We start from the raw sequence: 26,740 nt of genomic DNA, 5'->3' as shown, positions 1-26,740 counted from the left end.
TGCGCTCCGCCCGGCCGAGCCCCCGTACGGTGGCACGATGAGCCGCCAGAGCGAACTGTACGACCGCGTCGCGCACGAGTCGTCCGCGCAGGTGATCCGCCGCTACTCCACCTCCTTCGGGCTGGCCACGCGCCTGCTCGCCCCGGGCGTCCGCGAGCGGGTGGAGGACGTCTACGCCCTCGTGCGCGTCGCCGACGAGATCGTCGACGGCGTCGCCGAGGAGGCCCGTCTCGACCGGGCCGCGGTGGAGGAGTCCCTCGACGCCTTCGAGGCAGAGACCGAGCGCGCGCTCGCCTCCGGCTACAGCTCCAACCTCGTGATCCACGCCTTCGCGCGGACCGCGCGGGCGACCGGATTCGGCACCGAGCTCACCCGGCCGTTCTTCGCGTCGATGCGCGCCGACCTCCGCGAGACCGAGCACACCCCCGAGTCCTTCGAGGCCTACGTCTACGGCTCCGCCGAGGTCGTCGGGCTGATGTGCCTGCACGTGTTCCTCGCGGCGCCGGACGCGGGGCTCGTCTCCGAGGCCGCCCGCGCGCGGCTCGTGGCCGGAGCGCGCCGCCTGGGCGCCGCGTTCCAGAAGGTCAACTTCCTCCGCGATCTCGCCGCCGACGTCGACGGTCTCGGCCGCAGCTACTTCCCCGGAGTCGACCCGCGGGCGTTCTCCGAGCGCGACAAGGCCTCGCTGCTCGCCGACCTCGACGACGATCTCGCCGAAGCCGCCGCCATCGTGCCCGAGCTCCCGCGCTCCAGCCGGCGCGCGGTCCTGCTGGCCCACTCCCTCTTCGCCGCCCTGGCCGACCGGATCCGCGCGACGCCCGCCGAGGAGCTCCTCCGCGCCCGCGTCAGCGTGCCCACGGCCGCCAAGGCGGCGCTCGCGGCCAAGGCGGCCGTGTCGACGCTCGGCCCGCGCCTGGGCCCCGGCCCCGTCCGCGCGACCCGCTCGAGGACCGGCCCGCACCGCGCCGTCGTCATCGGCGGGGGGATCGGCGGACTCGCCTCCGCCGCGCTGCTCGCGCGCGACGGCTACGACGTGACCCTCCTGGAGGCGCGCGAGGCCGTCGGCGGCCGCGCCGGCTCGTGGGAGCACGAGGGCTTCCGCTTCGACACCGGTCCCTCCTGGTACCTGATGCCCGAGGTGTTCGACCACTTCTTCCGCCTCATGGGCACCAGCGCCGAGGAGCGCCTCGACCTCGTCACGCTCGACCCCGGCTACCGGGTCTACAGCGAGGGCGTCGACGAGCCGATCGACGTGCTCGCCGACCTCGAGTCGAACCTCGCGCTCTTCGAGAGCATCGAGCCCGGAGCGGGCGAGCGGATGCGCGCCTACCTCGACTCCGCGCGCGACACCTACGAGATGGCCAAGCGCCGCTTCCTCTACACGAGCTTCTCGTCCTTCCTCCCGCTGCTGCGCCGCGACGTGCTCAGCCGGACCGGGAGGCTCGGCCGCCTGCTGCTCACTCCGCTCGACACGTTCGCGGCGACGGCGGTCACCGACAACCGGCTGCGCCAGATCCTCGGCTACCCGGCCGTCTTCCTCGGCTCCTCGCCGTTCGCCGCGCCGAGCATGTACCACCTGATGAGCCACCTCGACCTCGCCGACGGCGTGCTCTATCCGATGGGCGGATTCACGAAGCTGATCGAGGCGGTCGCCGACGTCGCCGAGGAGGCCGGCGTCACCGTCCGCACGTCCTCGCCCGCGACGCGGATCCTCACCGCCCGCTCGCCCCGCGGCCGACGCCGCGGCGCCGAGGTCGTCGGAGTCGAGTTCACGGGCCCCGACGGCACGGAGCGGATCCCCGCCGACCTGGTCGTCAACGCCTCCGACCTCTTCACCACCGAGCAGTCGCTCCTCCCCGAGGAGCTGCGGACCTACCCGCCCGCCTACTGGGAGAAGCGCGAGCCCGGCCCGAGCGCCGTCCTCGTCCTCCTGGGCGTGCGCGGGGAGCTGCCCGAGCTCGAGCACCACACCCTGCTCTTCACGAAGGACTGGCGCGACAACTTCGACAAGATCTTCGGCGAGCACCCGACCGTCCCCGATCCCGCGTCGATCTACGTCTGCCGCCCGAGCGCGACCGACGCGAGCACGGCTCCGGAGGGGCACGAGAACCTGTTCGTGCTCGTGCCGATCCCCGCTGACACCTCGATCGGCCACGGCGGAGTCGACGGCGCGGGCGACGCGCGCGTCGAGGCCATCGCCGACCAGGCCATCGCGCAGATCGCGTCCTGGACCGGCGCGACCGACCTGGCCGAGCGGATCGTCGTCCGCCGCACCATCGGCCCGGCCGACTTCGAGAGCGACCTCGGCGCCTGGCGCGGCTCGATGCTCGGACCGGCCCACGTCCTCTCGCAGAGCGCCTTCTTCCGCGCCGGGAACGTCAGCAGGCACGTCGACGGCCTGCTCTTCGCCGGCAGCTCCACGATCCCCGGCATCGGCCTGCCGATGTGCATCATCAGCGCCGAGGTCATGCTCAAGCGCGTGCGCGGCGACGTGTCGACCGAGCCGCTGCCCGTGCGGGAGGCGCCGTCCGCTCCGGTCGCGCCCGTCGCCGTGGGGGAGTAGGCGTGGGGATCCTCTACCTGCTCGCGCTCCTCGTCTCGATCACCGGGATGATCGTGCTCGACCGCCGCTTCCGGCTGTTCTTCTGGGCGGACGCGCGACGCGCGGCGATCGTGCTGCCCGTGGGAGTCGCGTTCTTCCTGGTCTGGGACCTCGTGGGGATCGGCCTGGGCGTCTTCTTCCGCGGAGAGACCTCCTACATGACCGGCCTGCAGATCGCGCCGGAGCTCCCGGTCGAGGAGGTCCTCTTCCTCACCCTGCTCTGCTACCTGACGATGGACGTGCACGGCTTCCTCTCGCAGCGGGTCGCCCGGCGGGCGGAGGCGCGCGCGTGACCTACCTCCTCCTCAACGCCGTGTTCCTCGCGGTGGTGCTGGTGCTGCTGCTGCTCGCGCTGCGCCGACGCGTCCTGCGCCTGCCCGCCGTCCTCGGCACCCTCGCCGTGCTGCTGGTGATGACCGCCGTGTTCGACAACATCATGATCGGAGTGGGCCTGCTGGTCGCCTACGACGACGACCTGATCTCGGGCATCCGGATCGGTGTCGCTCCGATCGAGGACTTCGCCTACGCGATCGCCGCGGCCCTCGCCCTCCCGGCGCTCTGGGTGCTCCTGCCCTCGCGTCGTCGGAGCGAGCCGTGAACCGGCTGCGCGCGCTGTTCGTCTCGAGCCGCCCGCTGAGCTGGGTCAACACCGCCTACCCGTTCGCGGCGGCGTACCTGCTGACCACCCGCGAGATCGACCTCGCCTTCGTGCTCGGCACGATCTACTTCCTCATCCCCTACAACCTCGCGATGTACGGGATCAACGACGTCTTCGACTACGAGTCCGACCTGCGGAACCCCCGCAAGGGCGGCGTCGAGGGCGCCGTGCTCGACCGGAGCGAGCACCGCGCGACGCTGATCGCGGCGGTGGCCACGAACGTGCCGTTCCTGGTGGCGCTCGTGCTGCTCGGATCCCCGGTCTCGTGGCTGGTCCTCGCGATCAGCGTCTTCGCGGTGATCGCCTACAGTGCGCCGGGGCTCCGCTTCAAGGAGCGTCCGTTCGTCGACTCGCTGACCTCGGCGACCCACTTCGTCAGCCCGGCCGTCTACGGGATCGCCCTCGCGGGCACCGTGGTCACCGGACCTCTCGTGGCGCTGCTCGTGGCGTTCTTCCTCTGGGGGATCGCGAGCCACGCCTTCGGCGCGGTGCAGGACATCTTGGCCGACCGGGCGGGCGGCATCGGCTCGATCGCGACCGTGATCGGAGCGAAGGCGACCACGCGCTTCGCCATCGCCGCCTACGTCGCGAGCGGCCTGCTCCTGCTCCTGCTGCCCTGGCCGGGGACTCTCGCGGCGATCCTCGCGGTGCCGTACGCGGTGAGCATCTGGCCGTACCGATCGCTCGAGGACGCCGAGGCGGAGCGGGCGAACGCGGGCTGGAAGCGCTTCCTCGCGCTGAACTTCCTGACCGGCTTCCTCGTCACGCTCCTGCTGATCGTGTTCTGGATCGCCACGGTCTGATCCGCGGCCGGCGGCGCGCGGGGAGGGGCGTCGCCAGCGACTCCGCGGTCCCGGCCCCGTCAGTCCCGGCGGGCGGGCGGAGCGAGCCGCGGCTCCGGCACGACGGGGGCGGTGGCCGGCGGGCGGCGCACCGGCAGGAGCAGCACCAGCCCGACGGCGAGGACGAGGACGAGCCCGAGGATGCCCCAGTACTGCACGTTCGCCTCGCCGCTGCCCGAGACGGCCGCGGCGATCGAGACGGCGGCTGCGAAGGCGGCGGGCGCGAGGAACGAGGCCGCCCGCCCGGTGGTCGCGTAGAGGCCGAAGATCTCGCCCTCGCGTCCCTCCGGGATGAGGCGGGCGAGGTAGCTGCGGCTCGCCGACTGCGCCGGGCCGACGAACAGGCACAGCAGCAGGCCGAAGATCCAGAACACCGTGCTCCCCCCGTCGTGCAGGACGAAGACGGCGGTGCCGCAGACGACCAGGCCGATGAGCGAGGCGACGATCACGGCCTTGGGGCCGATGCGGTCGTCGAGCGCGCCGACCGAGATGGTCGCCACTCCGGCCACGACGTTCGCGGCGATGGCGAAGAGGATCACCTCGCCGGCGTCGAAGCCGAAGGTGCCCTGCGCCAGCACGCCGCCGAAGGTGAAGACCCCGGTGAGCCCGTCGCGGAACACCGCGCTGGCGATGAGGAAGGCCACGGTGCTGCGGCTCTCGCGCCAGAGGCCGGCGACCTGCGCGAAGAGCGCGCGGTAGGAGGCGATCACCCCGACGCGCTCCGCCCGGCTCGCGCGCGCCGGCGTCTCCGGCACCGCGACCAGCACAGGGAGGGCGAAGACGGCGAACCACACGCCGGCGACCAGGATCGAGACGCGCACGTCGAGGCCGTCGTCCCCCGTCACTCCGAAGAGCCCGACCTCGGGCGAGATGAAGCCGAAGTACACGATCAGCAGCAGGACGATCCCGCCGACGTAGCCCATGCCCCACCCGAAGCCGGAGACGCGGCCGATGGTCGCCCGGGTCGAGACCTGGAGGAGCATCGCGTTGTAGTTGACGCTCGCGAACTCGAAGAAGACCGTGCCGACCGCGAGCAGTCCGAGTCCCAGCCAGAGGAGGGCCGGGTCGGGGCGCACGAGGAACATCAGCAGGATGCAGAGGACGACGACGGCGGAGTGGATCCCGAGCCAGAGCCGGCGGTGCCCGCCGAGGTCGGCCCGGCGGCCGGTGATCGGCGCGATGACGGCGACGACCACGCCGGCGGCGGCGAGGGACCAGCCGAGCGCGGCCGAGACTCCGCTCGAGGTGCCGAAGAGCCCGTCGGTGGTCAGGTAGACGGTGAAGACGAAGGTGGTCACCACCGCGTTGAAGGCCGATCCGCCCCAGTCCCACAGGCCCCAGGCGAGGACGGGCCAGCGGCCGGTGCGCGTCGTCATGGGCCCACCGTAGGGGGAGGAGGTGAACGGCCGGAAGCGGCGGGACCCGTGAGTCTGAGAGTTGAGCCGATGCGACTCAACTTCTCGCCTCCGGACTTGACGCGAGACGACGGATGCGTAAACTTGAGCGTGCGGGGCTCAACTCCCGCAGAGGATTCCGCACCACCCGTCAACTGACCGGCAGCCGCCCGCGCGACGCCGATCGCGAAGGAGAACAACGCATATGTCCCGTGCCGTAGGCATCGACCTGGGAACCACCAACTCTGTCGTGGCCGTCCTCGAGGGAGGCGAGCCCACCGTCATCGCCAACGCCGAGGGCTTCCGCACCACGCCGTCCGTCGTGGCGTTCACCAAGGACGGGGAGGTGCTCGTCGGCGAGACCGCGAAGCGCCAGGCAGTCACCAACGTCGACCGCACCATCGCGTCGGTCAAGCGCCACATGGGCACCGACTGGACCTTCGGCGTGGAGGACAAGAAGTACACCCCGCAGGAGATCTCGGCCCGCATCCTGGGCAAGCTCAAGCGCGACGCGGAGCAGTACCTGGGCGACAAGGTGACCGACGCGGTCATCACCGTCCCGGCCTACTTCAACGACGCCGAGCGCCAGGCGACCAAGGACGCCGGCGAGATCGCCGGACTCAACGTCCTGCGCATCATCAACGAGCCCACCGCGGCCGCGCTGGCCTACGGCCTCGACAAGGGCAAGGAGGACGAGCTCATCCTCGTCTTCGACCTCGGCGGCGGAACGTTCGACGTCTCCCTCCTCGAGGTGGGCAAGGACGACGACTTCTCGACCATCCAGGTCCGTGCGACCTCGGGCGACAACCGCCTCGGCGGCGACGACTGGGACCAGCGCGTCGTCGACCACCTGGTCAAGCGCTTCAAGGACTCGACCGGCGTCGACGTCTCGAAGGACAAGATCGCGCGTCAGCGCCTCAAGGAGGCCGCGGAGCAGGCGAAGAAGGAGCTCTCCTCGAGCACCTCGACCAGCATCCAGCTGCCCTACCTCTCGCTCACCGAGAACGGCCCGGCGAATCTCGACGAGACGCTCACCCGCGCCAAGTTCGAGGAGCTCACCAGCGACCTGATCGAGCGCACCCGCAAGCCCTTCACCGACGTCATCGCCGAGGCGGGCGTCAAGGTCGAGGACATCGCGCACGTGGTCCTCGTCGGCGGCTCGACCCGCATGCCGGCCGTGGCCGAGCTCGTCAAGAAGCTCACCGGCGGCAAGGAGCCCAACAAGGGCGTCAACCCGGACGAGGTCGTCGCCGTCGGCGCCGCGCTGCAGGCCGGCGTCCTCAAGGGCGAGCGCAAGGACGTCCTCCTGATCGACGTGACCCCGCTCTCGCTGGGCATCGAGACCAAGGGCGGGATCATGACGAAACTCATCGAGCGCAACACCGCGATCCCGACCAAGAGGTCTGAGACCTTCACCACGGCCGACGACAACCAGCCGTCCGTCGCGATCCAGGTCTTCCAGGGCGAGCGCGAGTTCACCCGCGACAACAAGAACCTGGGCACGTTCGAGCTGACCGGCATCGCGCCGGCCCCGCGCGGCATCCCGCAGGTCGAGGTCACCTTCGACATCGACGCCAACGGCATCGTCCACGTGTCCGCGAAGGACAAGGGCACCGGCAAGGAGCAGTCGATGACGATCACGGGCGGCTCGTCGCTGCCCAAGGACGACATCGACCGCATGGTCCGCGAGGCCGAGGAGCACGCCGCCGAGGACAAGGCCCGCCGCGAGGCGGCCGAGATCCGCAACAACGCCGAGACCCTGGCGTACTCGATCGACAAGCTGATCAAGGACAACGAGGACAAGCTGCCCGAGGACGTCAAGTCCGAGGTGCAGGGAGACGTCGACGCGCTGAAGACCGCGCTCGCCGGCGACGACGACGCGGCCGTCAAGACCGCGTTCGACGCCCTCAACGCCTCGCAGACCAAGATCGGCCAGGCGATCTACTCCCAGGACCAGGCCGCGCAGAGCGCCCCCGCGGACGCTCCGGCCGACGGTGACAAGAAGGACGACGAGGACATCGTCGACGCCGAGGTCATCGACGAGGACGAGCCGAAGGACACGAAGTAGCCATGGCAGCCGAGAACGAGCCCCAGGACCTCCCCGAGGAGCAGCCGGCCACCGGCGGCGAGGCGGGAGCGGAGGCGGCGCAGGACGCCCAGGACCAGGAGGGCCTCATCGAGGCCGAGGGGCCCGACGTCGAGACCAGCCTCTCGGACGCCGACCTCTCGTTCCTCTCGGGACAGTCCAGCGCCGAGACGCTCGCAGCCGAGCACCTCGCCGACCTCCAGCGGGTGACCGCCGAGTACGCGAACTACCGCAAGCGCACCGAGGCGAACCGCCAGGTCGACAAGGAGCGGGCGATCGGCGACGCGGTGAAGGTCATCCTCCCCGTGCTCGACGACCTCGACCGCGCCGAGAAGCACGGCGACCTCGCCGAGGGCGGGCCCTTCACGGCCATCGCGCAGAAGCTGCGCGGCGGAGTGGAGAAGCTCGGCCTGGTGAAGACCGGCGCCGTGGGCGACCTGTTCGACCCGAACATCCACGAGGCGATCTTCCAGCAGCCCACCCCCGGCGCCGAGACCTCCACGGTCGCGGACGTCGTCGAGGCGGGCTACTACCTCGGAGGCTCGCTGCTGCGGGCCGCCAAGGTGGTCGTGGCAGTCCCCGCCGACTGACCCCGCCACCGGCACCACCACCGCGGAGGACCCCGCCCCGCTCGGCAGCACGCTGCCGGACCGGGGCGGGGTCCCTCGCCGCATTCGACACAGGAAGAGGCACATGGCCAGCCAGGATTGGTTCGACAAGGACTTCTACAAGGTCCTCGGCGTGTCCAAGGACGTCTCCGCCGCGGACCTGAAGAAGACCTACCGCAAGCTCGCCCGCCAGTTCCACCCCGACTCCAACCCGGGGGACGCGAAGGCCGAGGCGCGCTTCAAGGAGATCAGCGAGGCGTACACCGTGCTCTCGGACGCCGAGCAGCGCAAGGAGTACGACCAGATCCGCGCCATGGGCGGCGGAGCGCGCTTCACCGCGGGAGGCCAGCCCGGAGGGTTCGACGACGTCTTCGGCGGCATGTTCGGCCAGGGCGGGCGCACCTCCTACAGCACCCAGCAGGGCCCGCCGCCCGGCTTCGAGGACATCCTCGGCGGCATGTTCGGCGGCGGAGGCAGCCGCTTCGGCCAGCCCAGCGGCGGCTACCGCGGCTTCGGCGGCCCGCAGAAGGGCGCCGACGTCACCGCCAGCACCACCATCGACTTCCGCACCGCGACCCGGGGTGACACCGTCCAGCTGCAGACCGGCGACGGGCGCACCCTCTCGGTGCGCATCCCGGCCGGCGTGGCCGACGACCAGAAGATCCGCGTCCGCGGCAAGGGCCGCCCCAGCCCGGACGGCGGTGATCCCGGCGACCTGGTGCTCACCGTCTCGGTCCGCAAGCATCCGGTGTTCGAGCGCGACGGGCTGAACCTGCGCGTGACGGTCCCCGTGACCTTCGTCGAGGCGGTCTTCGGCGCGACGATCGAGGTGCCGACCCTCGGCGGCGAGCCCGTCAAGCTCCGGGTCGCCGCAGGCACCCCGAGCGGCCGCGTCCTGCGCGTCAAGGGCCGCGGCGTCACGACTCCCAAGGGCACGGGCGACCTGCTCGCCGTCCTGCAGGTCGCCGTCCCGAGCCACATGTCCGCCGCCGCCCGTGAGGCCCTCGAGGCCTACGCCGCCGCCGAGCCGGACGAGGACCCGCGCGAGGACATCTTGGAGAAGGCCCGCTACTAGCACCGGATCGGCGCGACCGGTCGGAGGAGGAGACATGGACGAGAACACGCCCGTCTTCGCGATCGCCGTCGCCGCCGAGCTGGCGGGGATGCACCCGCAGACGCTCCGGCAGTACGACCGGCTCGGGCTCGTGAGCCCGACCCGCACCGCGGGCAAGTCGCGCCGCTACTCGATGCGCGACGTGGTGCAGCTGCGCGAGGTCGCCCGGCTCTCCTCCGAGGGCGTCTCGCTCGAGGGCATCGCGCGCATCCTGCAGCTCGAGAACCAGGTGCAGTCGCTCTCGCAGCGGGTGCGCGAGCTGGAGTCGGCCCTCGCCGACGAGCTCCTGAACCGGCCGGGCCGCCGCGTGTTCGCCGCCGGACTCGAGGGGGACGTGGTCACTCTGCGCCACGGCACGCGCGCGCAGCGCCGGACCGAGCTGGTCGTCTGGCGCCCCGCGCCACGATCAGAGGCCGACGACGACGCCACGCCCTGAACGAGGGGTAGCCTGACCGGGCGCCGCCCCGTCATCGCGGCGCCCGTCCCTCCGCTCGGGGCGGAGAGCAGGAGGACCGCCGTGGACCACGACAGCAGCACCCCGCGCGACGAGCGCGACGCCCGCCGGGAGCAGGCCGCCCAGGAGCAGGCCCCCCAGGAGCAGGCGTCGGACGCCTCGCGACAGGGGCAGGCCCCGGACGCCACGCGCGCGTCCCGCAGGACGCCCGTCGTCCCCGACAACGGGTTCTCCCGCGAGTCCTACGCGATCCACGCCACCCGCAGCGACCTCCCCCTCTTCTCGGATGCGCTGAACGCCGGCCGCGACGACTCCGGCTGGCTGTCGTCGCTCTCGAGCACCCTCGCCGGACCCACCGGGCCGGTCGGCTCCCCGGACTCGGCCGCCGAGACGGCGCAGGCCGCGCTCGACCGCCGCACTCGCCGTCGGAGCGACGAGTCCGACTCCTGAGCCGCGGCTCCGGCTAGTCGCGCAGGCGCGTCGCGGCCATCCGGGCGTCGACCAGGCGGCCGCCGCTGAGGCGGGCGAGGATCACGGAGCCGAACGGCAGCGCGCGCACGAGGGGCAGGCCCTCGACCCGCTCCTCGTCCGTGTAGCCGAGGAGGACGTACATCCCGACCACGGCGATCGCGGCGATCGTCGCGACCCGCGCCGGGATCTGGTCCATCGTGCCGCCTCCGCCGTCGATCGGCTCGGCGAGCGTGACGCACATGAGGAAGATCGACGCGTAGACCGCCAGGTGCATGTGGGAGCGGCTCCACGGGCGCGCGAGCGCGGCGATCGGCAGGATCCAAAGGGCGTACCAGGGGTGGATGGCGGTCGACGCCGTCACGAACGCGAGCAGCGCACCGGACAGGCGGGCGAGCGGATCGATGGAGCGCCGCGACAGCATGAGGCGCGCAGCGATCAGGCCGGCGAGCCCGAGCGCGAGGATCTTGACCACGGCGATCGCCGCGGCGGGGTCGTGACCGGTGAACTCGACGGCGCGGGAGACCGAGACCGTGACGAACGACATCGGCGCGTACCAGTGCAGGATCGAGCCGGGCACGACCATCGCCGCGACCCAGCCGACCCCGACGCCCGCGAGCAGCCCGACGGCGACCACGAGGCCGAGCGCTCCGGCGCCCGTCCAGAGCCAGCCGCGGGTGCGCTCACGCCACGTCGCGTCGTGGCGCAGCCACAGGAGCGCGAGCACGGGGAGCGCGATCACGGCGATCGGCTTGATCGCGATCGCTCCGGCCATCAGCACGACGGCGGCGATGCGCCGGTCGGTCTGGGCGTAGTAGAGCGACGCGAGGATGAGCGCCAGCATCACGGAGTCGTTGTGGCCGGCGACGACGAAGAGCACGAGGGTCAGCGGGTTGGCGACGATCGTCCAGGCGGTGAGCGGGACCGAGAGGCCGCGCAGGCGCGCCAGGCGGAGCGCGTAGACGGCCATGACGGCCACGCCCGCGACCGACACGGCGCGGAGCATCGCGATCGAGAGCTCCGGTGCGCCGTAGCCCGCGAACTGCACGGCGGTGCGCTCGATCAGGAGGTAGAGGGGCCCGTAGGGCGTGGGCGTGTCGGCCCAGAGCGGGTCGACGCCGAGGTCGAACCAGCCCGGGAGCGTCGCGACGCCGTGGGTGTAGGGGTCGATGCCCTGGGTCATCAGGCGACCCTGCGCCACGTAGGAGAACATGTCGTGGCTGAACAGCGGCACCGTCACGAGGAGCGGAGCGGTCCAGGCGAGGGCCGCCACCACGATGGTGCGGACGGAGCCGGGGCCCGCCGCGAGAGCGACCGTGCGCAGGCGGAGCCACGCGATCAGCAGCAGCATCCCGCCGCCCACGACGAGGGCGCCGCTGGACTCGGTGAGCCAGCCCGTGGCGCGGATCGAGGCGACGAGAGGCCAGTCGCGGATGGGCGAGCCGGCGGGCAGGTAGCCCACGCCGAGCGAGCCGAGGAGGATCGCGATCGAGCCCAGCAGGCCCGTCGCCAGCGGTGCGGCCTCCATGAAGCGGAGCCGCGGTCGGCGCTGCCGTCCCGTTGCCCGGGCCGTGTCCGGCCGCTCGATCGTCCCCCGTGAAGCCATCGGAGCCACGCTAAAGGATGGGACTCCGAAGTGCATGGACGGCCGGTGAACGGTTGATCAGTCGGCGCTCAGGTTGTACAAGCACCCGCACGCGCACCGATCAGGGCAGGCGCGGCACCGGGGCCGGCTCCGCGAAGCGCAGCTGGTTGCCGAACGGATCGATCACGTCGAGCGCGAAGCCGAACGGCGTGCGGGTGATCCGCGGGTTGAGGTAGGGGTACGCCTTCGCGTCGAGCTCGGCGTGCAGCTCGCGGACACCGCGGAGGGCGACGTGCACCGCGGCGCCGGGACTGCCGTCGCGGTGGTGCTCGCTGAGGTGCAGGCGGAGCCCCGAGCGCGACACCTGCAGGTAGAGGGGGGCGTCGAGCGCGGCGCGGTGCTCCCAGTCCACCTCGAAGCCGAGGTAGTCGACGTAGAACTCGCCCGCCTTGGCGACCGAGAAGATCCGCAGGATCGGCACGGCCGCCTCCAGTCGCACCGGCTCGAGCCGGTCCGGCTCCTCCGCGCTCGACCGGTCCCGTGCACGCCGTCTCGTCTCCACGCCACGAGGCTAGCCGCCCCGCGGTCGGCCCGGCGCCGGAGGGTCAGTCGACGAGATCGAGACCGCGCAGCAGCCGGAGGGTCTCGACCCCGGCGGGCGGGCAGCGGCCCGCATCGGAGCCGTCGACCCAGTGCAGCGAGTCGATCTCGCCGCTCGGGCGCGCCTCCCGGTCGAGCTCGGCGGCGAAGACGCTCATGTGGACCTCCCGCCCCTCCGGCTCGCCGTGCGCCTGGGTGCGGACGGTGAACAGGGGCACGAGGCCGAGGGCGACGGCGCCGAGCTCCTCGCGGGTCTCGCGGGCCGCCGCCTCGATCCCGCTCTCGCCCTCGTCGACCTTGCCGCCGGGGAGGTAGAGGACGTCGCGGCCCCGCGCCGTGACCATCAGGACCTGCCGGTCGCGGAGGACGGCGACGGCGGACACGATGATCGGCGGGAGGGTGCTCATCCGCTCATCATGCCCGCCGCGGGCGGACCGTCGCGGCGCCCCCGCGGCTACCATGGGGGCACACCAGAAGGACGCGCGCAGCCGGCGCGCGCCGGGGCCCCGTGCGCCCGAACAGCTGAGGAGCAACCCGTGGCAGAACCCACCACCCTCGACAAAGTCATCACCCTCGCGCAGCACAGGGGATTCGTCTTCCCCTCGGGTGAGATCTACGGGGGCACCCGCTCCGCGTGGGACTACGGGCCGCTCGGCGTGGAGTTCAAGGAGAACATCAAGCGCCAGTGGTGGAAGACCTTCGTGCAGGGCCGGGGCGACGTCGTCGGCCTGGACTCCGCGGTCATCCTGCCCACGGCGATCTGGCACGCCTCGGGACACGTCGGCGTCTTCTCGGACCCGCTGACCGAGTCGCTGATCACCCACAAGCGCTACCGCGCCGACCACCTCTTCGAGAAGTACGAGGAGGTCAACGGCCACCCGCCCGTGAACGGCCTCGCCGACATCCCGGACCCGGAGCACCCCGACAAGGTCGGCCAGTGGACCGAGATCAAGCAGTTCTCGGGCCTGATGAAGACCTACCTCGGCGTCGTCGACGACGAGTCGGGGCTGCACTACCTGCGTCCCGAGACCGCCCAGGGCATCTTCACCAACTTCGCGAACGTGCTGCAGAGCGCCCGTCGCAAGCCGCCCTTCGGCATCGGCCAGATCGGCAAGGCGTTCCGCAACGAGATCACCCCCGGCAACTTCATCTTCCGCACCCGCGAGTTCGAGCAGATGGAGCTCGAGTTCTTCGTCGAGCCCGGCACGGACGAGGAGTGGCAGGAGACCTGGATGCAGCTCGCCTGGGACTGGTTCGTCGGGCTCGGGATGAACCCCGAGAACATCCGGCAGTACGAGCACCCGAAGGACAAGCTCTCCCACTACTCCAAGCGCACCGTCGACATCGAGTACCGCTTCAGCTTCGCCTCGGGCGAGTGGGGCGAGCTGATGGGAGTCGCGAACCGCACCGACTACGACCTCAAGACGCACATCGAGCACTCGGGCAAGGACCTCTCGTTCTTCGACCAGAACAAGAACGAGCGCTACGTGCCGTTCGTGATCGAGCCGTCGTTCGGTCTCACCCGCGCGCTCATGGCGTTCCTCGTCGACGCCTACGAGGAGCAGGAGCTGCCGCCGAACGCCAAGGGCAAGGTCGAGACGCGGACCGTGCTGCACCTCGACCCGCGCCTGGCGCCGGTGAAGGTGGCCGTGCTGCCGCTCTCGCGCAACGAGGCACTCTCGCCGCTCGCGCGCCGCGTCGCCGACCAGCTGCGCCAGCTCTGGAACGTCGACTTCGACGACTCCGGAGCGATCGGCCGCCGCTACCGCCGCCAGGACGAGATCGGCACCCCGTACTGCGTGACCGTCGACTTCGACTCGCTCGAGGACGACGCCGTGACCGTCCGCGACCGCGACACGATGAAGCAGGAGCGCATCCCGCTCGAGCAGCTCGAGTCGTACCTCTTCACCGGGCTCCGCGGGGCCTGACGCTCCTCCGGGACGCCGCCGACCGGACGGGCCGGCGGCGTCCCGCCGAACGCGGTCCAGCCGGCCCTGCGGTCAGCGCTCGTGGGCGAGCAGGGCGAAGACGAGGGTCGAGGTCCACTCGCCCTTGCAGAACTCGTCCTCCCGGTGGTGCGCCTCGAGGCGCATCCCGAGGCGCTCGCAGAGGCGGGCGGACGCGGTGTTCCGAGCGTCGAGCTGCGCGATCACGCGGTGCGCGCCGAGGGTGTCGAACGCGAGGTCGAGCAGCGCTCGGGCGGCCTCGGTCGCGTAGCCGCGCCCCTGCGCCTCCGGGTGCAGCACCCAGCCGATCTCGACCGCCTCCTGCTCGACGGACGTCGCGATGAGCGTGAGGTCGCCGATCATCCGCCCGGCGAGGACGCCCTCCCGGGGGACGATCGCCAGCACGGCCACGTCGCCGTCGGCGGCGAGCCGTGTCGAGGGGAGGCGGCGCTGCAGGTGCGCCCGCGACTCCTCGGGGGTGCGGACCGGCCAGCGGAGGAACCGGACGGCGTCGGCGTCGCCCTGGTAGCGCGCGTGGTCCTCGGCGTCCTCCGGTCCGAGGGGACGCAGGAGCAGGCGCTCGGTGAGCAGCGGCGCGGAGCGCAGCGGCTCCGCGTCGAAGGGGAGCCGGAGGCTCACGCGGTGGCGGCGTCCGCGTCGGGGCGGGCGGCGGCGGCGGGCTCGGCCGGGACCTCGATGCCGAAGAGGGCCTCGAGCCCGGTGAGGTACGCCTCCTGGGCTCCGGCGCGCGCGTAGTCGCGGGCGCGGACGCTCGGGGTGTGCAGCAGCACGCCGGCGAGGTGGCGGAGCGCCTGCTCGGTGCGGCCGTCCTCGTCGCCGCGCGAGCGGGCCCGCTCGATCTCGGCGTCGAGCGCGTCGAACACGTGGGCGCGCAGGGCGACGACGGCCGGAGTGAGGCTCTTCTCGTCGGCGACGTCCGAGAACTTCCGGGCCGCCTTGTCGACGAGCGCGCGCGCCTGCTGCGACGCGTCGAGCACGTCGAGAGGTGCGTGCAGGCTGATCGTCTCGAGGTCGAGGAGCTCGACGCCGGCGACCGAGGTGACGTCGGAGGCGACGTTGCGCGGCAGGCCCAGGTCGATCACGAGCTGGCGCTCGCGGGAGAAGCCCTGAAGGCGCCCGGCGGCGAGCAGGGCGGCGTCGAGCACCGGCTCCTGGGTCGTGGTGCAGGTGATGACGATGTCGGCCGAGACCGCCTCGAGCGCGAGATCGGAGGCGGCGATGGGCCGGAGCGAGCGGCGGGCGGCGAAGCCCTCGGCGCGGCCGGAGGGGGAGTGCACGGCGATGTCCACCACTCCGCGGTCGCGCAGGGCCGCGACGGTCGCCCGCGCGTAGCTGCCGGTGCCGACGAGGAGGACGCGGGCGGCCCGCCAGTCGGTGACGCGGCTCGCGGCCAGGTCGAGCGCGAGGCGCACGATCGAGCGGCCGGCGCTGCCGAGGCCGGTGCGGTTCTTGATGCCGCGCGAGGTCTGCGAGGCGCGCTGGAACAGCCGCTCGAGCTCGGAGGAGGTGGTGCCGAGGCGGCGCGCCTCCTCGAGGGACCGGCGGACCTGGCCCGCGATCTCGCCCTCGCCGACCACGACGGACTCGAGCCCGCTGGAGACGGCGAAGAGGTGCTCGGCCACCCGGTCGCCCGAGACGACGTCGACGCTCCCGCGCAGCTCGTCCTGCTCGACGCCGGTCGCGGCGCTGACGGCGGCGGTGGCGGCCTCGACGGCGACGGCCTGCGCGGCGGTCAGCGGCTCCTCGATGTCGAGGTAGGCCTCGAAGCGGTTGCAGGTCGCGACGACGACGGCTCCGGAGACGAAGTCGATCCCCTCGGAGAGGGCCGCGGTCACGGCGGAGGAGTCGACGGAGAGCTTCTCGAGGAGATCGAAGCTGGCGTTCTTGTGCGACGCCGTCAGACACAGAAGCACCACGTCAGTCTACCCGCGCTCTGCGGGGCGGGGTCCCGGACTGGGGAGGAATGCACGGATGCGCCTGGAATAATGCCGCGGTGACCTCCCCCACCGACGGCCTGCTCGATCCGCTGCACCCCCTCTCCGCCGGCCGCACGGCCGACTCGCTGCTCCTGCGCGCCTACCGCTCCGAGCGGGGCGAGAGGACGCCCGTCTGGTTCATGCGCCAGGCCGGCCGCAGCCTCCCGGAGTACCGGGCCCTGCGCACCGACACGAAGATGCTCGACGCCTGCCTCGACCCGGCGCTGGCGAGCGAGATCACCCTGCAGCCGGTGCGGCGCCACGGAGTGGACGCGGCCATCTTCTTCAGCGACATCGTGATCCCGCTGCGGCTCGCGGGCGTCGGCGTCGACATCGTCCCCGGGCGCGGTCCGGTGCTCGAGAAGCCGGTGCGCACGGCCGCCGACGTCGCCGAGCTCGCCTCGATCGACCCGTCCGTGCTCGACGAGACACTCGAGCCCATCCGCGAGGGCGTGCGCCGCACCGTCGCGGGCCTCGGCGACACCCCGCTCATCGGCTTCGCCGGCGCTCCCTTCACCCTGGCCGCCTACCTGGTGGAGGGCGGCCCGTCCAAGGACCACCTGCGCGCGCGGACGATGATGCACGCCGACCCCGCCGCCTGGGCCCAGCTGATGGAGTGGACCGCCGAGGTCACCGGCCGCTTCCTCCGCGCGCAGGTGCTCGCCGGGGCCAGCGCCGCGCAGCTCTTCGACTCCTGGGCCGGGGCGCTCTCGCTCTCGGACTACACGACCCACGTCGCTCCCGCCTCCGCGCGCGCCCTCGTCCACGTGCGCGACCTGGCGTTCGACCACGGGGAGACGCGCCGCAACGTCCCGATCGTGCACTTCGGCGTCGGCACCGGCGAGCTGCTCGGAGCGATGCACGGCATCGGCGCCGACGTGGTGGGCGTCGACTACCGGATCCCGCTCGACGAGGCCAACCACCGCCTCGGCGGCTTCGTGCCGGTGCAGGGCAACGTCGACCCGGCGCTGCTGACCGCGCCGTGGGAGGTCCTCGAGGCCCACGTCGACGACGTGCTCCGCCGGGGCCTGAGCGCCCCCGCGCACGTGCTCAACCTCGGCCACGGCGTACCGCCCGAGACCGACCCCGACGTGCTCACGCGCCTCGTCGCGTTCGTGCACGCCTGGCGGCCGTGAGCGAGGAGCGCCCCCGCGACGCGGCGTCGTACGACGTCGCCGTCGTCGGCGGCGGAGTGGCGGGGCTCGCCGCCGCCGCGGAGTGCCTGCGCATCGGCCTGCGCGTCGTGGTGCTCGAGGCGGGGGAGCGGGTCGGGGGCTCGGTCTCCCCGCTCGCGCTGGCCGGCGCTTTGCTCGACGCGGGCGCCGAGAGCTTCGCCACCCGGGGCGGCCACGTCGAGCGGGCGCTCGCCGCGCTGACCCTCGACGGCGTCCCGCTCGCCGAGTCGATCGTCGAGCCGCGGACGCACGGCTCGTGGCTGCACCTCTCGGGCGGCCGCTCCGTGCCGTCGCCCCGGGCCGGCATCCTCGGCATCCCCGGCACGCCGCTCGCCCCCGACGTCGTGCGGGCAATCGGCCGCCGCGGCGCCTGGCGCGCCTGGCTCGACACCCTGATGCCGGTGCTGCGCATCGGCCGCGCCCACTCCCTCGCCGAGCTGGTGCGCACCCGGATGGGCGAGCGCGTGCTCGAGGACCTGGTCGCGCCGGTCGTCTCCGGCGTCTACTCGAGCCGGCCGGACGACATCGACGTCGACCTCGCCGCACCCGGACTGAACGGCGCGCTCACCCGCGCGGGCTCCCTCGCCCGGGCAGTGGCCGCCCTCCGCGCGAACCTCCCGGCCGGAGTCGCGGTCCGCGGGCTCGAGGGCGGGATGCACCGCCTGGTCGCCGCGCTGGTCCAGCGGATCGACTACCTCTCCGGCGAGATCCGCACCGGCGCCTCCGTGCAGCGGCTCGAGGGCTCCGACGGGGACTTCGTCCTGACCCTCGCCGACGGCACTCTGAGCGCCCGAGCGGTGATCGTCTCGACGCCGGAGCGCGACGCCCGGGCGCTGCTGGCCGGCCTCGCCCCCGCCGTCGCGGAGCGCGCCGACGAGGCGCCCCACGACTCCGTCGAGCTGGTGACCCTCGTCCTCGACGACGCCCGCCTGGACGCAGCCCCCCGCGGCTCCGGTGTGCTCGTGGCGCCCACCGCCACCGACGTCACGGCCAAGGCGATCACGCACGCGACCGCGAAGTGGGACTGGCTGGCCGCCTCCCTCCCTCCCGGGCGCCACGTGCTGCGCCTCTCCTACGGGCGCCCGGGCGAGCGCCCGCCGCTCGAGGGGCGCACCGATGCCGAGGCGGCGGCGATCGCCCTGCTCGACGCCTCGACGCTGCTCGGACTCGCCCTCGATCCGGCGTCGCTCGTCGACTCCGCCCGGGTGCGCTGGGCCAACGTCCGGCCCGCCGCGGCGCTCGGCCGCCGCGCGCACCTGGAGGCGTTCCGCGAGGCGCTCCTCCCGATCGAGGGAGTCGCCGTGACCGGCACCTGGATCGCGGGCACGGGCCTCGCCTCGGTGCTCCCGCACGCCGCCGAGACGGCCGCCCTTATCCGGCGCCGACTGGTGCGTCAAGGAGTCGGGCTGCCGAGCGACGCCCACGACGCCGACGGCTACTCTTAGGCCCAGGCATCCGCGCGAGCGCGCGGCGTGCCCCGGCACGAGTGGTCACCGACCGCGTGGACGATCGCGAGAGCGACCCAGGACGAGGAGTAGGCGTGAAGGGCAAGATTCTTTTCGTGGCAGGAGCCGCAGCCGGGTACGTGCTGGGAGCACGCGCCGGCCGCAAGCGGTACGAGCAGATCGCCTCGGCGGCAGGCCGCTTCTGGCGGACCCAGCCGGTGCAGGACGTCGCGGGCGCCGTCGGCGGTGCCGCGAAGACCCAGCTGAGCAGCGTCTCGGACAAGGCGTACGAGGTCGTGCGCTCGGTGGTCGTCAAGGCCGTGTCCGGCGGCAGGAAGGCCCAGGGAGCGAGCGACGCGGAGGCGTCGGCCGCCGCCCGCAAGGCGGCCTCGAAGGTCGACGAGGCCGCGGCGTCGGCCGGCTCCGGCGGGTCGACGACGTCCACCTCCACCAGCAGGGCCTAGTGCTCATCCCTCCGGCCGTGCCAGGCGCGCGCCGGCCGGCACGTCCCACCCTCGAGGAGCTCCCGTGGTGAACGAACGCAATCCCAAGAACGCCCGATCACTGGGAGAGCTGGTCAGCGACCTGCCCGGCCTCGTGATCGAGCTCGTCAAGGCCGAGGTCGCCTCGCTGAAGAACGAGCTGGCGGGCAAGGCGAAGAGCGCGGGTCTGGCCGTCGGCCTGTTCGCGGTCGCGGCCTTCCTCCTCCTGACCGCGTGGGCGACGCTGGTCGCCTTCGCGATCATCGGCATCGCCTCCTGGCTGCCGGACTGGCTGTCGGCGCTGATCGTGACGGTCTTCTTCCTCCTGGTGGCCGTGATCCTCGCCCTCGTCGGCGTGCGCACCATCAAGAAGGCCGTGCCGCCGGTGCCGCAGGACTCGATCGACAGCATCAAGAAGGACGTCCAGGCGTTCAAGGGAGTGGGCAGCTATGACAACTGAGCGATCCGTCAGCAGCACCACGCCCCGCTTCGTCGACCCGGCGGAGCTGAAGCCCGGCCAGCTGAAGGCCGACATCGAGCGCGCTCGCTCCGAGCTCGCCGCGACCCTCGACGCCATCGAGTACAAGGTCAACGTGCCGCGCAAGGTGCGTACCGCCCAGCGGACGATCGAGCGCAAGCTCCAGGTCGTGCGCCGCCAGAACCCCTCCGCGCTGATCGCCGGAGCGGTCGGCGCCGCCGCCGCCGTGGGCCTCGTCGTCTGGGGCGTCGCGAAGCAGATCATCGAGGACTGAGCGCCGGAGGGCCGGGGGCGCTAGCGTCCCGGGCCCTCCGGCGCCAGAGCCCCCGCCGCTTTTGTGCATCGGCACGAGCGGAGGGATGATGGATCAATGACCGATCAGACCGCCGGCACGGCGGGTCCCGTTCAGTCCGCCCCCGACACGAGCGCCGCCGCTCCGGCGCCGCAGCCCCCCGCCGATCAGGATCACTCCGATCAGGCCCTGGGGTACACGCTCTGGGCGGTTCTCCGCAGGGATCCCGCACGTCCGTTCACCCTCTCCAGCGACGCCGTGGATCCCGCGGTGAAGCAGTACGAGCACCTCGTCGCCCAGCTCGAGGGCGAGGGCGTGACCGTCCGCGGCACCTACGACGTCTCGGCCTTGCGCGCCGACGCCGACATCATGCTGTGGCTCACGGGCCCGGCGCCCGAGGAGCTGCAGCGGGCCTACCGCGAGCTGCGGCGCACGGAGCTGCTGGTCGGCCTCCTGCCGACGTGGAACGCGATGGGCGTGCACCGCGACGCTGAGTTCAGCTCGAACCACCTCCCCGCCTACATGCGCGGGAAGGCGCCGGCCCGCTGGCTCACGGTCTACCCCTTCGTCCGCTCCTACGAGTGGTACATCCTCCCCGAGGAGGAGCGCCGCGCGATGCTCGCCCAGCACGGGCGCCAGGGCTCGCGGTTCCGCTCCGTCCTGACCAACACGGTCGCCTCGTTCTCGCTCGGCGACTACGAGTGGATCCTCGCCCTCGAGGACGAGGAGCTCGTCAACCTCGTCGACCTCATGCGCGACCTGCGCGCCACCGAGGCCCGCCGCCACGTGCGCGAGGAAGTCCCCTTCTACACAGGCCGGCGCATCGACGCCGACCAGATCGCCGAGGTGCTTCGATGAGCGACACGACCAGCGAGCCGATCCTCGTCCGCGGGGCCACCCCTGCGGCGGCGTCCGGCCCCGAGCACGTCGAGGTCCCCGTGGCCTACGACGCGATCCTCCTCGCCGGCTTCGGCGGGCCCGAGGGCCAGGACGACGTCATCCCGTTCCTCCGCAACGTCACCCGCGGCCGCGGCATCCCGGAGGAGCGCCTCGAGGAGGTCGCCCACCACTACCGCCACTTCGGCGGCGTCAGCCCGATCAACGCGCAGAACCGCGCGTTGAAGAAGGCGCTCGAGGCCGAGCTCGCGAACCGCGGCATCGACCTCCCCGTGCTCTGGGGCAACCGCAACTGGGCGCCCTACATGAGCGAGGCCGTCGCCGAGGCGAAGGAGCGCGGGTTCACCAACCTGCTCGCCATCGCCACCAGCGCGTACTCCTCCTTCTCGTCCTGCAGGCAGTACCGCGAGGACTACGCGGCGGCGCTCGACGCGACCGGCCTCGAGGGCGAGCTGCGGATCGACAAGGTGCGCCAGTTCTTCGACCACCCCGGCTTCGTGATGCCGTTCATCAAGGCCGTCCACGACGGGCTCGACGAGCTGCGCGAGCGGATGCCCGACCTCGATGTCACGTCCGAGGTGGAGGTGCTGTTCTCGACGCACTCGATCCCCATGGCCGACGCCGAGCGCAGCGGACCCCACGAGCGCCACGACGACGGCACCGTCGTCGACGTGCACGAGTTCGGACCGGGCGGCGCCTACGAGGCGCAGCACCTCGCCGTCGCCGAGGTCGTCATGGCCGCCGCCACGGACGAGGACGTGCCCTGGCAGCTGGTCTACCAGTCGCGCTCCGGCCCGCCCACCCAGCCCTGGCTCGAGCCGGACATCAACGACGCCATCGCGGAGCTGCCGGCCCGCGGCCGCCGCGCGCTGCTGATCGTCCCGCTCGGCTTCGTGTCCGACCACATGGAGGTCATGTGGGACCTCGACAACGAGGCCCTCGAGACCTCGGAGGAGCACGGACTCGTCGCGCTCCGCGTCGCGACCCCCGGCACGGACCCGGTCTACGTCTCCGGCCTGATCGACCTGGTCCTCGAGCGCGTCAACGGCGTGCCGACGGAGGACCGGCTCTCGATGACGGCGCTCGGCCCCTGGTACGACGTCTGCCGCCCCGGCTGCTGCGAGAACGTGCGAGCGGGGTTCAAGCCCGCCCTGGCGGGAGTCGCACCGTGATGAGGAGTCGTCTGTCGTGAGCATCAGAGTCGGCACCCGCGCGAGCGCGCTCGCGGTGGCGCAGACCCGGATGACGGCCGATCTGATGTCGGCCGCCGCGGGGGTCCCCGTGGAGCTGGTGCGCATCGAGTCGGACGGCGACCGCATGCGCGGCTCGCTCGCCTCCCTCGGCGGCACCGGCGTGTTCGTCAGCGCCCTGCGCGACGCGCTGCTCGCCGGGCGCTGCGATGCGATCGTGCACTCGCTGAAGGACCTGCCCACCGCTGCGGTGGAGGGCCTGCTGCTCGGAGCGGTCCCCGAGCGGGAGGACCCGCGCGACGCGCTCTGCGCCCGCGACGGGCTCACCCTGGCGACCCTGCCGGTCGGAGCCCGCGTGGGCACGGGCTCGCCCCGTCGGCGCGCGGCGCTGCTGGCCGCCCGTCCGGACCTCGAGATCGTGGACATCCGCGGCAACATCGACACCCGGCTCCGGAGGGTGCTGCCCGGCAGCGACTCGCCGCTGGACGCGATCGTGCTCGCCCTGTCCGGCCTGCGCCGCCTCGGCCGGGTCGACGCGATCACCGAGGTGCTCGGCTTCGACGTCTCCCCGCACGCCCCCGGTCAGGGAGCGCTGGCCATCGAGGTGCGCGACGAGGAGCCGTCGGAGGAGTTGCGTGCCGCTCTCGCGGCGGTCGAGCACGTGCCGACCCGCGCGGCGATCACGGCCGAGCGGTCGCTCCTCGCCTCCCTCGAGGCCGGGTGCGCCGCTCCGATCGGAGCCTCCGCGGTCGTCGAGGAGGACCGCGTGGTCCTGCACGGCGTGGTCTTCGCCGTCGACGGCACGGCGTCCCTCGCACGGGAGGTCGCGGAGCCGGTCGGTAACGGTTCGGTCGGCGGTGGTCGACACCGGGCGGATCCGCAGTATGGTGGTCGCGAACTGCCCGTCGTCGAAGCCGCGTTCCGTTGCGGCTCTCTGCTCGCTGACGCGCTTCTCGGTGCGGGTGCCGCCGAACTCGCACCCCTGGGAGCCCCTTCGTGATCGTCCCCGCCGCCTACTCCCAGTGGGAGAAGCCGTTGCAGGGGTGGCGCATCCTCGTCCCCCGCGGAGGCCCGTGGGGGGACGGTGTCGCCGCCGCTCTCCGTGCCAAGGGAGCCTCGCCCGTCGTCGCTCCGATGATCAACTTCGCGCCGACCGACGACTTCCCGGCGCTCGAGCAGGCCCTCGCCGACCTCGAGGCCGGCGCCTTCGACTGGATGACCGTCACGAGCGCCACCACGGTCGATGTCCTCTCCCTCCTGCGCACCACCGTGCCCGCCAGCACCAAGGTGGCGGCGGTCGGCGAGACCACGGCGGCCGCGCTCGTCGCCGCCGGCTACTCCGTGGACCTCGTCCCCTCCGAGGACAACTCCGCCCGCGGCCTCCTGGCCGAGTGGGAGGAGGCGACCGGCGGTCGGCACCCCTTGCGCGTGCTGACGCTGCGGTCCGAGATCGCCAAGCCGCTGCTCACCGAGGGCCTCACCCGCATCGGGCACGACGTGCGCTCCGTGGTCGCCTACCGTACGGTCGGCGTCCCGGTGGAGGAGCGCGTCGTGGCGGATGTCGCCGGCGGAGCCGTGCACGCGATCCTCGTCACCTCGGGCAGCGTGGCGGAGCAGGTCCAGAAGCAGCTCGGCCCGGTGCCCGAGTCGATCCTCGTCGCCGCGATCGGCCCGCAGACCGCGAAGGACGCCCGCGCCTTCGGCCTGCGCGTCGACGTCGTCGCCGACGAGCGCTCGGCCTCCTCCCTCATCGACGCGGTCGCCGCCGTCGCCACGGAGCGCGCTCCCCGCTGAGCCGCCTCCCCGGCGCGACGTCGGCCGGGAGGGGCGGGCCTCGCCCCGCAGGCCAGGGATCCGCCTCTCGGCTGATGTCGTGCGTCCGGAGCACCTCCACGGGGTGAGGCGTTCGCGCTCCCGGGAGGTGCTCGGCGGGGCGGGATTACGCTGGAGGACATGACTGCCATCCGCCCGCGCCGCCTCCGCACGACCCCCGCACTCCGCCGTCTCGTCCAGGAGACGCGCATCCACCCGGCGCAGCTGATCCTGCCCCTCTTCGTGGCCGAGGGGACCACCGAGGCCCGGCCGATCGGGTCGATGCCGGGGGTGATGCACCACTCGCTGGACAGCGTCCGCGGAGCGGTGACGGAGGCGGCCGAGGCGGGGATCGGCGGCGTGATGCTGTTCGGCGTGCCCACCACGCGCGACGCGGTCGGCTCCGGTGCGACCGACCCCGACGGCGTGCTCAACGCCGCGACGCGGGTCGTCGTGGAGGAGGTCGGCGACGCGCTGGTCGTGCAGAGCGACCTGTGCCTGGACGAGTTCACCGACCACGGCCACTGCGGCGTGCTCGACGACCGCGGGCGCGTCGACAACGACGCCACGCTCCTCCGCTACGAGGAGATGGCGCTCGCCCAGGCCGAGGCCGGCTCCCACCTGCTCGGGCTCTCGGGGATGATGGACGGCCAGGTCGGAGCGATCCGCGCCGCTCTCGACGGCGCCGGGCACCTGGACACCGCGATCCTCGCGTACTCGGCGAAGTACGCCTCCAGCTTCTACGGTCCGTTCCGCGAGGCCGTGCAGTCCACGCTCGAGGGCGATCGCCGCACCTACCAGCAGGACCCGGCGAACCGCCGCGAGGGCCTGCGCGAGGCGACCCTCGACCTCGCCGAGGGTGCCGACGTGGTGATGGTGAAGCCCGCCATGAGCTATCTCGACGTGCTCTCGGACGTCGCATCCGTCTCGGACGTGCCGGTCTGGGCGTACCAGGTGTCGGGGGAGTACGCGATGATCGAGGCCGCCGCCGCGAACGGCTGGATCTCGCGCGAGCCGGCGATCCTGGAGTCGGTCACGGGGATCCTCCGCGCGGGGGCCGACGCGGTTCTCACGTACTGGGCCGTCGAGATCGCTCGCGACCTGCTGAAGTAGCCGCTCCTCCTCCCGGGAGCGAGCCTCGGCATCTCGTCCGAAAGCGCCTCTCCGGCGCGAGGGCGCCGGGCGGCGCGCGTACCCTGGAGGGGTGACCACCTCGGCGAACGACACCCTGTACGAGCGTGCCCGGCACGCGATCCCCGGAGGCGTCAACTCGCCCGTCAGAGCGTTCCGCTCGGTCGGCGGGACCCCGCGCTTCATGGTCTCGGCCGCCGGCCCGTACATCACGGACGCGGACGGGCACGAGTACGTCGACCTCGTCTGCTCCTGGGGCCCCGCGGTCCTCGGGCACGCGCACCCCGAGGTCGTCGCGGCGGTGCAGGAGGCGGCCGCCCGCGGTCTCTCGTTCGGCGCGTCCACTCCCGCCGAGACCGACCTCGCCGAGCTGGTCGAGGCGCGGATCACGGCCGGGGGAGTCTCGCCGATCGAGAAGCTCCGCCTGGTCTCCACCGGCACCGAGGCGACGATGACGGCGATCCGCCTCGCCCGCGGCGTCACCGGCCGCGACCTGCTGATCAAGTTCTCCGGCCACTACCACGGCCACTCCGACGGACTGCTCGCCGATGCCGGCTCCGGTCTCGCGACCCTCTCGCTGCCCGCCTCCGCCGGCGTCACGGCCGCGACCGCGGCCCAGACGATCGTGCTGCCGTACAACGACCTCGAGGCGGTGCGCGCGGTCCTGGCCGAGCGCGGCGCCGACATCGCGGCGGTCATCACCGAGGCCGCGGCCGCCAACATGGGCGTCGTCGCTCCGGACCCGGGCTTCAACGCGGCCCTCGCCGACCTCGTGCACGCGAACGGCTCGCTGCTGATCATGGACGAGGTGCTCACCGGCTTCCGCGTGAGCGCCGGCGGCTGGTGGGGGCTCGAGAACCGCGGCGCCGAGGCTCCGTACCGGGCCGACCTCTACACCTTCGGCAAGGTCATCGGCGGAGGGATGCCGGTCGCGGCTCTCGGCGGCCGTGCGGACGTCATGGATCACCTGGCGCCGCTCGGGCCGGTGTACCAGGCGGGCACCCTCTCCGGGAACCCGGTCGCGGTGGCCGCGGGCATCCGGACGCTGCAGCTGGCCGACGACGCGGTCTACGCCTCGCTGGACGCCACGGCGCTGACGCTCCAGCGCGAGGTGTCGGCGGCGCTGACGGCCGAGGGCGTCGCGCACACGGTGCAGACGGCCGGGAGCCTCTTCAGCTTCATGTTCACGGACCTGGGCCGGCCGGTGCGCGACTACGCCGAGGTCCAGGCGCAGGAGTCGTTCCGCTACCCGGCGTTCTTCCACGCGATGCTCGACGCGGGCGTCTCGCTGCCGCCGTCGGTGTACGAGGCCTGGTTCGTCTCGGCCGCGCACGACGACGCGGCGATCGGGCGCATCGTGGACGCGCTGCCGGCGGCGGCGAAGGCCGCAGCGGCCGCTCGGGCGTAGGCTCCCGGGCCACCCGCGGATCAGGCGGGGGGCCCGCCGCACCGGATCTCCGGGCGGCGGACGTCCCGCGCGCCCG

General features: G+C 72.8%; 27 protein-coding genes. 21 read left to right on the top strand and 6 right to left on the bottom strand.

Annotated features, from left to right (window positions below; all coding sequences use genetic code 11):
- Window positions 1-37: 37 nt before the first annotated feature.
- From crtI to C5C99_RS03250, 4 genes are read left to right on the top strand one after another with little or no spacing between them, the layout of a single operon-like run.
- Entirely contained in the window at window positions 38-2,563 is a 2,526-nt protein-coding gene (gene crtI, locus C5C99_RS03265; protein ID WP_104222895.1) for a phytoene desaturase family protein, read from the top strand.
- A gap of 2 nt (window positions 2,564-2,565) precedes the next feature.
- Window positions 2,566-2,895: a lycopene cyclase domain-containing protein gene (locus tag C5C99_RS03260; RefSeq protein WP_104222894.1), complete on the top strand. Its 330-nt coding sequence runs from the start codon at window positions 2,566-2,568 to the stop codon at window positions 2,893-2,895.
- Entirely contained in the window at window positions 2,892-3,200 is a 309-nt protein-coding gene (locus C5C99_RS03255) for a lycopene cyclase domain-containing protein (protein WP_104222893.1), read from the top strand. The genes C5C99_RS03260 and C5C99_RS03255 overlap by 4 nt, the downstream gene beginning before the upstream one ends.
- Window positions 3,197-4,063, top strand: coding sequence for a prenyltransferase (locus C5C99_RS03250; RefSeq protein ID WP_104222892.1), 867 nt, complete (start codon window positions 3,197-3,199; stop codon window positions 4,061-4,063). The genes C5C99_RS03255 and C5C99_RS03250 overlap by 4 nt, the downstream gene beginning before the upstream one ends.
- Before the next feature lie 59 nt (window positions 4,064-4,122).
- Here C5C99_RS03250 and C5C99_RS03245 read toward each other — a convergent pair whose 3' ends face one another.
- The gene (locus tag C5C99_RS03245) at window positions 4,123-5,478 is read right to left on the bottom strand and encodes an MFS transporter (protein WP_104222891.1); all 1,356 of its coding nucleotides are present in this window, start codon (window positions 5,476-5,478) and stop codon (window positions 4,123-4,125) included.
- A 223-nt stretch (window positions 5,479-5,701) separates the two neighbouring features.
- Between C5C99_RS03245 and dnaK the strand changes: the two genes are divergently transcribed.
- From dnaK to C5C99_RS03220, 5 genes are all read left to right on the top strand, one after another.
- Window positions 5,702-7,564, top strand: a complete 1,863-nt coding sequence (dnaK, locus tag C5C99_RS03240; RefSeq protein ID WP_104222890.1) for a molecular chaperone DnaK — start codon at window positions 5,702-5,704, stop codon at window positions 7,562-7,564.
- 2 nt (window positions 7,565-7,566) lie between these two features.
- Window positions 7,567-8,172: a nucleotide exchange factor GrpE gene (locus C5C99_RS03235; RefSeq protein ID WP_104222889.1), complete on the top strand. Its 606-nt coding sequence runs from the start codon at window positions 7,567-7,569 to the stop codon at window positions 8,170-8,172.
- 103 nt (window positions 8,173-8,275) lie between these two features.
- Entirely contained in the window at window positions 8,276-9,265 is a 990-nt protein-coding gene (locus C5C99_RS03230; protein ID WP_104339581.1) for a DnaJ C-terminal domain-containing protein, read from the top strand.
- A gap of 34 nt (window positions 9,266-9,299) precedes the next feature.
- The gene (locus C5C99_RS03225) at window positions 9,300-9,740 is read left to right on the top strand and encodes a heat shock protein transcriptional repressor HspR (protein WP_104222887.1); all 441 of its coding nucleotides are present in this window, start codon (window positions 9,300-9,302) and stop codon (window positions 9,738-9,740) included.
- Window positions 9,741-9,821: 81 nt separating this feature from the next.
- Window positions 9,822-10,208, top strand: a complete 387-nt coding sequence (locus tag C5C99_RS03220; protein ID WP_104339580.1) for a hypothetical protein — start codon at window positions 9,822-9,824, stop codon at window positions 10,206-10,208.
- Between the two features lie 13 nt (window positions 10,209-10,221).
- Here C5C99_RS03220 and mptB read toward each other — a convergent pair whose 3' ends face one another.
- The 3 genes from mptB to C5C99_RS03205 all read right to left on the bottom strand — a co-directional run bounded on the left by mptB (window position 10,222) and on the right by C5C99_RS03205 (window position 12,818).
- The gene (mptB, locus tag C5C99_RS03215) at window positions 10,222-11,832 is read right to left on the bottom strand and encodes a polyprenol phosphomannose-dependent alpha 1,6 mannosyltransferase MptB (RefSeq protein WP_146085457.1); all 1,611 of its coding nucleotides are present in this window, start codon (window positions 11,830-11,832) and stop codon (window positions 10,222-10,224) included.
- A 100-nt stretch (window positions 11,833-11,932) separates the two neighbouring features.
- Complete coding sequence (locus C5C99_RS03210; protein WP_208543318.1) at window positions 11,933-12,373, bottom strand: glyoxalase superfamily protein; 441 nt, start codon at window positions 12,371-12,373, stop codon at window positions 11,933-11,935.
- A gap of 43 nt (window positions 12,374-12,416) precedes the next feature.
- Window positions 12,417-12,818: an NUDIX domain-containing protein gene (locus tag C5C99_RS03205; protein ID WP_104337216.1), complete on the bottom strand. Its 402-nt coding sequence runs from the start codon at window positions 12,816-12,818 to the stop codon at window positions 12,417-12,419.
- Window positions 12,819-12,947: 129 nt separating this feature from the next.
- Here C5C99_RS03205 and C5C99_RS03200 point away from each other — a divergent pair, with 129 nt between their 5' ends.
- Window positions 12,948-14,339: a glycine--tRNA ligase gene (locus C5C99_RS03200; protein WP_104226140.1), complete on the top strand. Its 1,392-nt coding sequence runs from the start codon at window positions 12,948-12,950 to the stop codon at window positions 14,337-14,339.
- A 72-nt stretch (window positions 14,340-14,411) separates the two neighbouring features.
- Here C5C99_RS03200 and C5C99_RS03195 read toward each other — a convergent pair whose 3' ends face one another.
- Window positions 14,412-14,996, bottom strand: coding sequence for a GNAT family N-acetyltransferase (locus C5C99_RS03195; RefSeq protein ID WP_258063612.1), 585 nt, complete (start codon window positions 14,994-14,996; stop codon window positions 14,412-14,414).
- Complete coding sequence (locus C5C99_RS03190; RefSeq protein ID WP_104283145.1) at window positions 14,993-16,291, bottom strand: glutamyl-tRNA reductase; 1,299 nt, start codon at window positions 16,289-16,291, stop codon at window positions 14,993-14,995. Before C5C99_RS03190 ends, C5C99_RS03195 begins: the two co-directional genes overlap by 4 nt.
- A 50-nt stretch (window positions 16,292-16,341) precedes the next feature.
- On the opposite strand from C5C99_RS03190, the gene hemE reads away from it, so the two are divergent.
- The 11 genes from hemE (at window position 16,342) to hemL (ending at window position 26,664) form a co-directional block, all read left to right on the top strand.
- A complete protein-coding gene (gene hemE, locus C5C99_RS03185) occupies window positions 16,342-17,490 on the top strand; it encodes a uroporphyrinogen decarboxylase (protein WP_104255341.1) in 1,149 nt (382 codons plus the stop codon).
- Window positions 17,487-18,974 (top strand): NAD(P)/FAD-dependent oxidoreductase, encoded by a 1,488-nt coding sequence (locus tag C5C99_RS03180; RefSeq protein WP_258063611.1) that lies wholly within the window; start codon window positions 17,487-17,489, stop codon window positions 18,972-18,974. The genes hemE and C5C99_RS03180 overlap by 4 nt, the downstream gene beginning before the upstream one ends.
- Window positions 18,975-19,090: 116 nt before the next feature.
- Window positions 19,091-19,438, top strand: coding sequence for a YtxH domain-containing protein (locus tag C5C99_RS03175; RefSeq protein ID WP_146076886.1), 348 nt, complete (start codon window positions 19,091-19,093; stop codon window positions 19,436-19,438).
- 67 nt (window positions 19,439-19,505) lie between these two features.
- Window positions 19,506-19,916 (top strand): phage holin family protein, encoded by a 411-nt coding sequence (locus tag C5C99_RS03170; RefSeq protein WP_258063431.1) that lies wholly within the window; start codon window positions 19,506-19,508, stop codon window positions 19,914-19,916.
- Window positions 19,906-20,208 carry a DUF3618 domain-containing protein gene (locus tag C5C99_RS03165; protein WP_104222879.1) on the top strand — a complete coding sequence of 101 codons (303 nt, stop codon included), beginning with the start codon at window positions 19,906-19,908 and terminating at the stop codon, window positions 20,206-20,208. Before C5C99_RS03170 ends, C5C99_RS03165 begins: the two co-directional genes overlap by 11 nt.
- Window positions 20,209-20,304: 96 nt before the next feature.
- Window positions 20,305-21,084 carry a hydrogen peroxide-dependent heme synthase gene (gene hemQ, locus C5C99_RS03160; RefSeq protein WP_104233087.1) on the top strand — a complete coding sequence of 260 codons (780 nt, stop codon included), beginning with the start codon at window positions 20,305-20,307 and terminating at the stop codon, window positions 21,082-21,084.
- On the top strand, window positions 21,081-22,295 hold the full coding sequence (locus tag C5C99_RS03155) for a ferrochelatase (protein ID WP_104335490.1): 1,215 nt from the start codon (window positions 21,081-21,083) through the stop codon (window positions 22,293-22,295). Before hemQ ends, C5C99_RS03155 begins: the two co-directional genes overlap by 4 nt.
- Before the next feature lie 16 nt (window positions 22,296-22,311).
- Window positions 22,312-23,313, top strand: coding sequence for a hydroxymethylbilane synthase (gene hemC, locus C5C99_RS03150; RefSeq protein ID WP_104317689.1), 1,002 nt, complete (start codon window positions 22,312-22,314; stop codon window positions 23,311-23,313).
- Window positions 23,313-24,107 (top strand): uroporphyrinogen-III synthase, encoded by a 795-nt coding sequence (locus C5C99_RS03145; RefSeq protein ID WP_104222950.1) that lies wholly within the window; start codon window positions 23,313-23,315, stop codon window positions 24,105-24,107. Before hemC ends, C5C99_RS03145 begins: the two co-directional genes overlap by 1 nt.
- A gap of 159 nt (window positions 24,108-24,266) precedes the next feature.
- Window positions 24,267-25,238, top strand: a complete 972-nt coding sequence (hemB, locus tag C5C99_RS03140) for a porphobilinogen synthase (protein WP_104226145.1) — start codon at window positions 24,267-24,269, stop codon at window positions 25,236-25,238.
- A 91-nt stretch (window positions 25,239-25,329) separates the two neighbouring features.
- On the top strand, window positions 25,330-26,664 hold the full coding sequence (gene hemL / locus C5C99_RS03135; protein ID WP_104226146.1) for a glutamate-1-semialdehyde 2,1-aminomutase: 1,335 nt from the start codon (window positions 25,330-25,332) through the stop codon (window positions 26,662-26,664).
- The last annotated feature ends 76 nt before the right edge of the window (window positions 26,665-26,740 follow it).

It is taken from the genome of Rathayibacter sp. AY1C4 (genome assembly GCF_002932195.1).
Classification (GTDB): domain Bacteria; phylum Actinomycetota; class Actinomycetes; order Actinomycetales; family Microbacteriaceae; genus Rathayibacter.
This window is presented reverse-complemented; position numbering and strand designations above follow the sequence as displayed.